The sequence below is a fragment of the Rhodococcus sp. P4_B6 genome, from assembly GCF_056402215.1.
In genome coordinates this window covers 1-7,214 of record NZ_JBFUHV010000284.1, presented here as the reverse complement: position 1 = coordinate 7,214, position 7,214 = coordinate 1, and the positions used below count along the sequence as shown (strand labels likewise).

Annotated in this window: 7 protein-coding genes and 2 pseudogenes; 7 read left to right on the top strand and 2 right to left on the bottom strand. The window is 67.6% G+C overall.

The genetic code is table 11. The annotated features are described in order from the left end of the window. The 3 genes and pseudogenes from AC1DWT_RS48460 to AC1DWT_RS48450 all read left to right on the top strand — a co-directional run. A pseudogene (locus AC1DWT_RS48460) lies at positions 1-247 on the top strand (CapA family protein); the annotation flags it as partial. Positions 248-343: 96 nt separating this feature from the next. After that, positions 344-2,425, top strand: coding sequence for an ATP-binding protein (locus tag AC1DWT_RS48455; RefSeq protein WP_477925992.1), 2,082 nt, complete (start codon positions 344-346; stop codon positions 2,423-2,425). A 79-nt stretch (positions 2,426-2,504) separates the two neighbouring features. Beyond that, positions 2,505-3,896 carry an NAD(P)/FAD-dependent oxidoreductase gene (locus AC1DWT_RS48450; protein WP_206015668.1) on the top strand — a complete coding sequence of 464 codons (1,392 nt, stop codon included), beginning with the start codon at positions 2,505-2,507 and terminating at the stop codon, positions 3,894-3,896. Here AC1DWT_RS48450 and AC1DWT_RS48445 read toward each other — a convergent pair. After that, a complete protein-coding gene (locus AC1DWT_RS48445; RefSeq protein ID WP_206015669.1) occupies positions 3,880-4,038 on the bottom strand; it encodes a hypothetical protein in 159 nt (52 codons plus the stop codon). The two genes, AC1DWT_RS48450 and AC1DWT_RS48445, sit on opposite strands and share 17 nt — an antisense overlap. 48 nt (positions 4,039-4,086) lie before the next feature. On the opposite strand from AC1DWT_RS48445, the gene gvpO reads away from it, so the two are divergent. From gvpO to AC1DWT_RS48425, 4 genes are all read left to right on the top strand, one after another. Further along, entirely contained in the window at positions 4,087-4,410 is a 324-nt protein-coding gene (gene gvpO, locus AC1DWT_RS48440) for a gas vesicle protein GvpO (protein WP_206015670.1), read from the top strand. 264 nt (positions 4,411-4,674) lie between these two features. Continuing rightward, positions 4,675-5,163 carry a hypothetical protein gene (locus AC1DWT_RS48435; protein WP_477925991.1) on the top strand — a complete coding sequence of 163 codons (489 nt, stop codon included), beginning with the start codon at positions 4,675-4,677 and terminating at the stop codon, positions 5,161-5,163. A 260-nt stretch (positions 5,164-5,423) separates the two neighbouring features. After that, positions 5,424-5,774: a three-helix bundle dimerization domain-containing protein gene (locus AC1DWT_RS48430; RefSeq protein WP_477925993.1), complete on the top strand. Its 351-nt coding sequence runs from the start codon at positions 5,424-5,426 to the stop codon at positions 5,772-5,774. Between the two features lie 422 nt (positions 5,775-6,196). Further along, positions 6,197-6,547, top strand: coding sequence for a DUF7144 family membrane protein (locus tag AC1DWT_RS48425; RefSeq protein ID WP_206016293.1), 351 nt, complete (start codon positions 6,197-6,199; stop codon positions 6,545-6,547). A gap of 464 nt (positions 6,548-7,011) precedes the next feature. On the opposite strand, the pseudogene AC1DWT_RS48420 reads toward AC1DWT_RS48425, so the two are convergent. Beyond that, positions 7,012-7,214: pseudogene (locus AC1DWT_RS48420) on the bottom strand (hypothetical protein); the annotation flags it as partial.

Below are 7,214 nucleotides of genomic sequence, written 5' to 3'. Positions count from 1 at the left end.
GCACGAACGCTACCGCGACGATCTGCGGCTGCTCTACCTGGTGACCCTCGACGCGCGCACGCACGAACTGCTCGAGCTACGAATGGTGCCGATGAGATCCCGGCGGRTGCAACTGCAACGCGCGTCGACAAGTGACACCGAATGGCTGCGGCGGGTTCTCGACGGGATCAGCCGCGACTTCGGCACCCGCATCGACGCGGGCGCGGACGACGTCCTCGTCGCCCGTGGGAGACAAGCGAACTGGTAGGTGGCGGGTGTGTACGGAGCGGACGCGCTGTGCACACACCGTTGAGCGGATCCCACCAAGGTTTTGTTCGAAGGGCACTGCTCCTAGATTGGACGTATGGAGGGCACGGCACAGTCCTCGATACTGCTCGGAGACATCCTGAATTCGAGGCGCAGGCGGACCTTCGTCGGGCGCCGGGTCGAGCGCGAATTGGTTCGGGCTGGACTGGAGTCGGGCGATCCGCAGTTGTCCGTGCTGTTCCTGCACGGCCCCGGAGGGATCGGGAAGACCACGTTGCTGGACGAGTGCGCGCAGATCGCGGCGGAAACGGGCGCGTCGGTCGTCCGGCTCGACGGGCGCGATATTCCGCCGTCTCCGTCGGCTGTCCTGGCAGCGTTGGGCGAGGCCGTCGATGTGCCTGACACGGGCGTGATCGCGCGGGAGGAGGAACGACTTTGCGTCCTCATCGACACGTACGAGGTTCTGGCGCCGATCGACGAGTGGGTGCGCAGGCAATTGCTGCCGCGACTACCGGCAACGGCGCTCACCGTGATCGCGGCCCGGACACCGCCCAGCTCCGAATGGCGGTCCGACGCGGCGTGGTCCGAGTTGTTGCGGGTCGTGTCCCTACGGAATCTCACTCCGCAGGAGAGCAGAGAGTTTCTCCGGGCAGTGGCGGTGCCGCCGCCGCTGCACGAACGGATCTGCCGGGCCACGCACGGCCATCCGCTTGCGCTGGCGCTGTTGGCCGACGTGGCATCCCGCGGCGGCGAGGTGGCGGCCGATCCGTTGACCCCCGACCTCATGGGGGAGCTGATGCAGCGGTTCATCGCGGTGGTGCCGAGCCCCKCGCATCGGCGGGCGCTCGAGGTGTGCGCCCTCGCCCGAGTGACCACCGAGGCACTGTTGCGTGACGCCCTCGGGCTCGAGGACGCGCACGAGATGTTCGGGTGGCTGCGGCAGCTGTCGTTCGTCGACGCAGGCCCGGAGGGCCTGGCCCCACACGATATGGCCCGCGACGTCATTGACGCGGACCTGCGGTGGCGCGACCTCGACGCCTACACCGACGTCTTCCACCGCGTGTGCCGGCACATTCGCCACTCACTTCTGTCGTGTACCGGGCGCGAACAGCAGCGCATGATCTTCGACCTGAAGTTCGTGTTTCGCAATCTGCCGGGGATTCTGTACCCGGTGGATTGGGAATCGTGGGGCCGGCACTATCCGGAACCCGCTTCCCCGGCGGATCGCGAAACGATCGTCGAGTTCACCCGATTACACGAGGGTGCGGAGGCGGCGGCCATCGCGGCCGCCTGGTTCGAATGCCAGCCCGACGGCTTCTACATCGTGCGCCGTCCCGACGGTGCGCCCCGTGGGTTCTTCGGCCTCATCGATCTGAGCCTCGCGTCCGCGGAAGATCTGGCATCGGATCCGGGTGCCGCGGCGGCCTGGCAGTTCGCCCGCGGGCACTCGCCGCCGCGAACGGGGGAGACCGTCACCCAGACCCGGTTCGTCGTCGACCTCGACACCTATCAGGACCCGTCGCCCACGATGAACGCCATTCCAATCATCACCATGCAGCGGTACCTGTGCACACCGGGCCTGTCCTGGGACTTCCTCACACTTGCCGAGCCGGACCGGTGGAACGAGTACTTCGCGGTCGCCGACCTTCCGCGTGCCGAGGGCGCCGATTTCGAGGTGGGCGTCCGAACGTACGGGCTGTTCGCGCACGACTTCCGTCGCGTCCCGGTCGACGCATGGCTCGAGCGGGTCACCGAGCGCGCATTGTCCGAGAGCCCTTCCGCACCTCTGCGACCGACGCCGGACCYGCTGGTACTTTCGCAACCCGAGTTCGAGCAGGCGGTCCGGCAGGCTTTGCACGACTGGCACCGCCCCGACCTGCTCCGGCGAAACCCGTTGATGCGCACCCGGGTCGTGTGCGATCGCAGCGATGGGGAGCCGGACGTCGCCGAACTCGACTGCGTGCTCCGCGACGCGGTGGACTCGCTGGCCGACAACCCACGCGACGACAAACTGCTGCGGGCGGTCGACCGGACGTACCTGCGCCCGGCGGGAACCCAGGAGGCCGCCGCCCGGGTGCTCGGAGTGCCGTTCAGCACGTATCGGCGCCACCTCACACAAGGTGTCGCGCGGATCGTCTCGTGGTTGTGGGACCGCGACGTCTACGGACACCCGCAATGAACACGACTGAGCAGTATTCGGACTGGTGATCGAACACCGAATGCTTGCATTCTCCTCGTATCCAATCGAGGAGGCTCCCATGACAACTCAGATCGGACACCGAGCGGTCGTGCTCGGAGCCGGCATGGCCGGCTTGCTTGCGGCCCGCGTACTGTCCGAAGCGTATTCGCAGGTGATTGTGGTCGATCACGACCACCTCCCGGGCGCAGCCGAGCCGCGACGGTGCGTGCCTCAGGGCCGCCACACCCACGTGCTGATCGAACGCGGCCAGCAAATCTTGGAGGAGCTGTTCCCGAGCTTCACCGACGACCTGGTCGGGTTGGGGGTGCCGACCCTGGACAACCTGCGCGACGTGCGGTGGTGCCTGAGTGGGCACCGATTTCCGCAGCCGGAGAGCGGAATGACTGTTGTGAGCGCCAGCCGGCCATTCTTGGAGGGCTATGTGCGTGCCCGGGTGAGCGAACTGGCCGGGGTCACGATCGTGGACCGCTGCGATGCCGCGGGCATCACCACGACGCCCGACCGCCTTCGCGTCACCGGGGTCCGTGTTCTCCGGCGGGCCGACGGCAGTACCGAGGAGATCCTCGATGCCGACCTGGTGGTGGACGCGACCGGACGGGGCTCGCGCGCCCCGATGTGGTTGGCGGATCTCGGCTTCGGACGCCCGGACGAGGAGAAGGTGCACGTCGGCCTCGGCTACGCCACCCGCATCTACCGAGCCCCGGCGCCGGGGTTGGGCGACGACCGAGGGATCGTGATCGGTCCGACACCCGATTCTCCGCGAGGGGGCGCGTTACAGCTGCTCGAGGGACACCGTTTCCTGGTGACGTTGATGGGGATGCTCGGCGACTATCCGCCGACCGATCCGGACGGCTTCCTCGACTTTGCCACGTCCCTGCGGATCCCCGACCTCGCCGAGGTGATCCGGGACGCCGAGCCGCTCGCGCAGGCCCGGAGTTTCCGGTTTCCGGCGAGCGTCCGCAGACGGTATGAACGACTGTCGCGCTTCCCCGCCGGCTTCCTCGTGACGGGGGACGGCCTGTGCAACTTCAACCCGATCTATGCACAGGGGATGACCGTGGCGGCGCTCGAGGCGCGCACRCTGCACCGTCACCTGCAGCGAGGCACCGAGCCACACGCACGCTGCTTCTTCCGCGATGTCGCAAAGGTGATCGACGTTCCATGGGCCATGTCGGTCGGCGGGGACCTGGCGTTCCCGGAAGTGATGGGACACCGCAGTCCGAAGATGCGGATCGGCAACGCCTACATCCGGCGCCTGCACGAAGCCGCCGTGCACGATCCCGTGCTCGCTACTGCCTTCATCCGCGTCGCCGCCCTGGTCGATCGTCCGGAGCGGCTGATGAGCCCCGGGACCCTGCTGCGCGTCTTGCGTCAGAATGTCTGGCACCCCGGCCGAACCGCGCACCCTGACGCCGCTGGAGAGCGGATTCAGGTCACCGATCAGTGTTGACGCCGCCGCGAATCCAGTGCTGGATCCGCCAGATCACGTTGTACAGATTCCACGGTGCGACGTCGTAGGTGTTCCACGCCTGACCGACGTGCGCGGTCCATTCAGGAATCCGGCCACAACAGATCTCACACCAGATGCTCACGAAGCAAAAGGAGGAGATGGTTGGGATGGTTGACGAACATCCCCGCCCGTGTCGGCAGCGGCGGCCGCTGCGGCCGCGTTGCGTGACATCGCGGATGTGATCGGGAAGGAGTCGCAGAGCGCGACGGCGGTGCTGCCGACCGAGGAGGGMTGGACGGTGGAAGTGGAGGTGGTCGACGACCGGCGTATCCCTCCGTCAGCGGACATGTTGGCACTGTACGAGGTGGTGCTGGACCTGGACGGAGAAATTCTGTCGTACCGCAGGACTCGCCGATACCGGCGCGGCTCCGCCATCGGGGTGGCAGACGAGGAGCTGCCATCGACGACGAAGACGAAGACGCCCCACAATGACCAAATCGACGGTGCCCGGTGACCGTTGCCGGTGAAAAGTACGAGTCGATCTGGCATTGGAAATCCGAGCTGCAGCTCGGCACCGAGGGTGCGCCCTTGAGGCGACCGCGGACTGGGTGGTGGCGTCACGGCAGGACACCCCGCCTCACCGTCACGGCCGTCAGTCGACTGCGGGACCTCTTCGTCTCGGCAGCAATGGTGCCTCCGGACGAATGTCTCTGGGAAACACACAATTCCGCCGCCTGATCCCGGACCCGGGAGGCGGCCAGTGGTGCGAAGATGAAGCATGCGCCGCCATCGTTGGCCGGCTATCGCGCCGCCCCCCGACCGAGGTCTTCGCGTGCACGCACCGCTGCCGATCACGGCCGAGAAAGACCTGACCCTCGAACTGTCCGCGGTCACCGCATTCGCGTCCGGGCTGCTGCTGCAACTGGCGATGYGTGTCACCGGGATCCGCGCCGACTTCGCCCGCTACGAAACCCGTCCCCTGACCGACCCCCACGACTGGTCGGCGCGGTGGTCCTACCTGACCGTGCTCGTCCTCGTCGACGACCTCGACGGCCCCGCCGACCCGCTCCACCCCACCGAACCCCCCTCCGACGAATCCGGGCCGTACCGCACGACGCCGTTGTACTGGATCGGCACCTACCCGCGCACCGGGTCGCTGATCCTCACCACCAGCTGGACCGAGATCGGACTCCACCCCACCTCCCTCACCCTCGCACTCGGTCCCAGCCCATTCCCCACCACCTCCGAATCCGACGCGGGAAGGTAACAGCCACAGCGACTCCCGCACACGACGTCAGCATCAACCGAGACAGAACCCGAGGGCGCGCGGCGAGCTCGTCCCGTCAGTCCGCCGGCCGCGGGAGCGCACATTGGAATCGTTCGCCGAAACGTGTTCCTGCCCCGCCCGGCCGGGCGGGACATAGTCGTCATGGGCGACAGCGAAGAACACGCTATCGACGTCGTCCGAACCCGACTGATCCAGCGCTAGCTACCCCGACCTCGACCCCGAGGTGATCGAGGACCTACCTGATCGAGGCATCCCTCCGTCGGTTCGACGGAGGCCGCATCCGAGGCTTCGTCCCCCTGCTGGTCGAACGGGCCGCCACGCGCACCCTCGATGCCACGCACAGTCGTGCACCGGCGCAACCCGAACCGATACCACACCTGAACTTCCCACCACCCTGCACACCGCGCCGGCGGTGCGGGCCGCGATCGGCGGCTGGGGGGTGCGGCGGGTCTTCGTGCGTCACTCACCACGTCTGTCGTGAGCGGTGGCAGGAGATGGCGAGGCCCGGGAGCGGGGCACCGGTGTCGGCGGCCGTCCACCACGCCCGGGCTGGTGTGAGCCTAATCCTTCGACAAGACCGGGGAGGCTGATCATGAATGGGGGCGCAGGCCGTCGCCCCCCGCTGTCCGGGGTCGGCGTCGAGATCGTGTCCGACCCGGCTCGCCGGACCACAAGCATCATGCAGCAGCACAGATTCTGTCCCCCTGATTCCTTGCCCTTGCCCTTGCCCTTGCCCTTGCTCAGGGCCACGATGCGGGGCGACCCGAACGAGAGTGACCCACGCTCGCGAACGAACGGAGGACGACCGGCACCGACCCTGCCGGCCGGACCTCCAGTTCACCACCGAGAAGATCGTCGCCGGGCTCGTTCCAGCCGGAATCCGGGGTTCTCCGGCGAAGGCAGCACGCCGCGGCGGACAATCGTCGTACCGAACGAATTCGTAGCTGTGGGGAAGGGGACGGCCGTGTCCGAGTATCCATCGACCGAACAACGCTTCGCGGGCGGCACCTCGATGGCGGCCGCGATCATCATGGTCACCGTCGGCATCATCCAATTCTTCCAGGGCCTCGCCGCCGTCGCCGAGAACGACGTGTTCGTGGTCGGGGTGGACTACGTCTACAAGTTCGACCTCACCACCTGGGGCTGGATCCACCTCGTCCTCGGCGCCCTCGTCGCGATCGTCGGCCTGGCGCTGTTCACCGGCGCCGGATGGGCCCGGGTGTCGGCGATCATCGTGGCCGCGATCTCGATTCTGGCGAACTTCCTGTGGCTGCCGTACTACCCGGTGTGGTCGCTGGTGATCATCGCACTCGACGTCGTCGTCATCTGGGCGGTCTCGACCTGGAACCCGGAAAAGGTTTAGCACAAGGAATATTCGCAGCAGGGGCACGCCCGGCTCGGCAGCTCACCGGCCGGGATCGTGCCGGATCCGGTGGTCGCGGTGCGATCGCCGGAAGAACGGCAGTGCCGTCAGACCCGAGCTGTCATCGGACCCAGGCAGCTGACGAGCGCACCTGGTGCGCCGGGAGCAGGGCGCACGTCGACCGGTCGCCTCACTGATCGGTTCTGAACCCGGTTGTCGAAAAACGACGAGCCCGGCGCCCTGCGGAGTGCACGATGATGATGCGGATGAAGCGTCACGAGCACCCGGCGCGTTGACCGACTGCCCGTGTGGCATGGTCGAGGACGTCGCCGGCGGCCCGGGCGATCACGGCCATCGCACGCGGTGGCCGGGCGGGGCGTAGATGCTCGAAGAGGTGGTGGGCATACGCCGGCCCCTCACCACCGGAGGTGGGGGCCGGTGCGGCGTGCGGTGGGTGGTTGTCGCTACCGCGACGCGGAGACCAGCATGGGCTCGCGCAGGTCGAAGTAGTCGACCTCGCCCATCAGCCGGCCTTCCTCCTCGAACAGCGAACGCAGATCGTCGGGGACGGTGACCTTCTCGTGTGCGCGGGCCTCGGGCTCGGTGGTGAAGTACACCGCCTCGACGTATCCGCCGTCGCCGGCGGCGGCGAACGTTGCCGCCGAGG